Origin of the sequence: Desulfosarcina sp., assembly GCF_041551955.1 — a bacterium.
Taxonomy (GTDB): Bacteria; Desulfobacterota; Desulfobacteria; order Desulfobacterales; family Desulfosarcinaceae; genus Desulfosarcina.
The window spans coordinates 1-2,797 of the sequence record NZ_JBFELV010000559.1 but is presented as its reverse complement, the minus strand read 5'-3'; the positions used below and the strand labels follow the sequence as shown (position 1 = coordinate 2,797).

Annotated in this window: 2 protein-coding genes and 1 pseudogene; 2 read left to right on the top strand and 1 reads right to left on the bottom strand. The window is 56.7% G+C overall.

All coding sequences use genetic code 11. The annotated features are described in order from the left end of the window. Window positions 1-487: 487 nt before the first annotated feature. Complete coding sequence (locus ABYV26_RS24115) at window positions 488-1,633, bottom strand: acyl-CoA dehydrogenase family protein (protein WP_372683897.1); 1,146 nt, start codon at window positions 1,631-1,633, stop codon at window positions 488-490. 245 nt (window positions 1,634-1,878) lie between these two features. Between ABYV26_RS24115 and ABYV26_RS24110 the strand changes: the two genes are divergently transcribed. Further along, window positions 1,879-2,325, top strand: coding sequence for an NUDIX hydrolase (locus tag ABYV26_RS24110; RefSeq protein ID WP_372683896.1), 447 nt, complete (start codon window positions 1,879-1,881; stop codon window positions 2,323-2,325). A 2-nt stretch (window positions 2,326-2,327) separates the two neighbouring features. Continuing rightward, window positions 2,328-2,797 (top strand): annotated as a pseudogene (locus ABYV26_RS24105) (hypothetical protein); the annotation flags it as partial.

Below are 2,797 nucleotides of genomic sequence, written 5' to 3'. Positions count from 1 at the left end.
AATTTCGTAATGTTTTCTGGTTCAGCGTTCTGGGTTCAGCATTCAAACTCAGAAAAATCAATCTTCAAATCACAATTTCCAAGCAAATTCCAAATTCCAATTTTTAAATCTCAAACAAGGTTAAACACCGACAGTGGTTTAGAATTTTGAGTTTGCGTATTGTCGATTGTTTGTCCTTTGTTATTTGTTTTTTGAAATTTCGTAATGTTTTCTGGTTTAGCGTTCTGGGTTCAGCATTCAAACTCAGAAAAATCAATCTTCAAATCACAATTTCCAAGCAAATTCCAAATTCCAATTTTTAAATCTCAAACAAGGTTAAACACCGACAGTGGTTCACCGTTCTGCGTTCTGGGTTTGGCCTTGAGTTTTGAGCTATATATTCAGGTTTCTGGTCTCTACTTTGAGCTAAGAGCTTACCCGCTTATCAGCTATTAGTTCTGGGTTCGCGCTTAGTAACCCCGAACCTCTGAACCTCTGAACCCCGAACCTATGAACCTCCCATTACACTTTTGGCTATGACCATGCGATGGATTTCCGAGGTGCCTTCATAGATACGGGTGACCCGCGCATCCCGGTAGTAGCGTTCGACGGGGTAGGACTTGCTGTATCCGTATCCGCCGTGGATCTGCACGGCCAGATCCGTCACTTGGGTGGCCGCTTCGGAGGCGAACAGCTTGGCCATGGCGGATTCTTTGGAAAATGGCCGCCCCTTGTCTTTCAGGGCCGCGGCCCGATAGACCATCAGGCGGGCGGCGTCCACCTGGGTGGCCATGTCGGCGATCATGATCTGGATCGCCTGGTGCCGCTGGATGGGAACCCCGAATTGCTGCCGTTGCCGGGCATAGCGCACCCCTTCTTCCAGAGCCGCCTGGGCGATTCCCACAGCCTGGGCACCGATGCCCATGCGCCCGGTATCCAGCGCGGCCAGGCCGATTTTCAGGCCCATGCCCTCCCCGGCCAACAGGTTTTTCCTGGGCACCCGGCTGTCGTTAAGACGGATGGAGCAGACCGGGTTGGCCCGCATCCCGCACAGGTCCTCCAGGTCCCCCACGACAAAACCGGGGGTACCCCGTTCGGCCACCACCACACTGATGCCCTGCCGCCCTGCTCCCGGATCGGTTCGGCAAAAAATCAGGCAGACATCGGCAACGCCGCCGTTGGTCACAAAAACCTTGTTGGCGTTGACCCGATAAGCATCGCCATCGGCCAGGGCCGTGGCTTCGATTCCACCGGCATCGGAGCCGGCATTGGGTTCGGTCAGGCAGAAGGCGCCGATTTTTTCTCCCCGGGCCAGAGGCGGCACCCAACGTTCGATCTGCGCCTGGCTGCCAAAGGCCATGATGGGGTAGACGGCCACGCTGTTGTGCACGCTGACGCACAGGCCGATGGCGGCGCTGACCCGTGATATTTCTTCGATGATGATGGCATAGCTGATGGCGTCCAGACCGGCGCCGCCCAGCGTTTGAGGCACTTGGATGCCGAAATAGCCCAGCCGGCCCATTTTATCGACCACTTCCCAGGGAAAGCGGGCCTCCTGGTCGATCTGCGCGGCGATTGGCCGAAGTTCCCGATCGCAGAAGCGTCTCACCGACTGGCGCACGGCGCGATGTTTTTCTTCCAGCAGCATATCCATTTACGTTCAGCCTTGTTCGATCACCATCGGGTGGTATGAAGCTTTTGCAGCTATCAGAATTCATCGGGGGCGTCAATGACCCCGGATCGGCCCAGTACCCAGTTTCAAATTGAAGCGGGCGGCAAATGGTGATAACTCAGTGCAGGTGTTTCACGATTTAGGACCTGAATTTTGCACGAGTCGGAGATTCAGGTAGTAACCTGATATGCAAGCATATACCCCAACGTTGAAAAAAGCTGGAGATCATGGAAGACCATCATTCGACAATCCGGAAATACCCCGACGCGCCCAGACCGGCGGTGGGGGCGGTGGTATTCAAAGGTGACGCCGTCCTGCTGGTTCAGCGCGCCAATCCGCCTTCACGGGGGATGTGGAGCATTCCCGGCGGACGCGTCCGACTGGGTGAAACGCTTCAGGCCGCGGCCGAGCGGGAGATCCTCGAAGAGACGGGTGTGGTCATCCGGGCCAATGCGCCGGTCCTTGCCTTTGATGTCATTCAAAAAGACGACCGCGGCGGGGTCAAATACCACTACGTGATCGTGGACCTGGCTGCCGACTATGTGAGCGGTGAACTCCGGGCCGGAGACGATGCCGCCGATGCCCGCTGGATAACGGCAGCGGAACTGGTCGGTTTGACGGTGAATCCGGCCACCCGCCGGCTGCTTGCAGAACAATTCAAATTTGGGAAATAGGCATGATCGTCGCAGTCACCGACAACGACAAAGAACGGATCCGGCAGTGGGGCAGGGGGCTTACCGACGACACCACCCTGCGCTATGCAACCACCAGCCATGCGATGGGTGCGCGATTCAAATCGTTTGTCGACCAGTTGGTCGAACTGGCCCCCCGTGTTCGAGCGAAAAAAGACGGCGATGCGATGGTATCGCTACCCACCTTATTCATCGGCAGCCAAGTGGGCTACCAGGCCCTGCCGCTGGACCGTGAACTGGAGCCCTTCCTGGCAGCGTTGAGCGATGGCGGTGCATTTGCGGAACGTATCGCCCCGGATGTCCGACCGCGGCTGGCCCAGCTTCGTACACCGGCCCTGGTCAAGGTGTACATTACCCCCCACTGCCCCTTCTGCCCGGCCACCGTTTGCATCCTTTTGGGCCTTGCCGCCTGCAGCGAACAGGTCCGGGTAACCGTCATCGACGGCGAACTGTT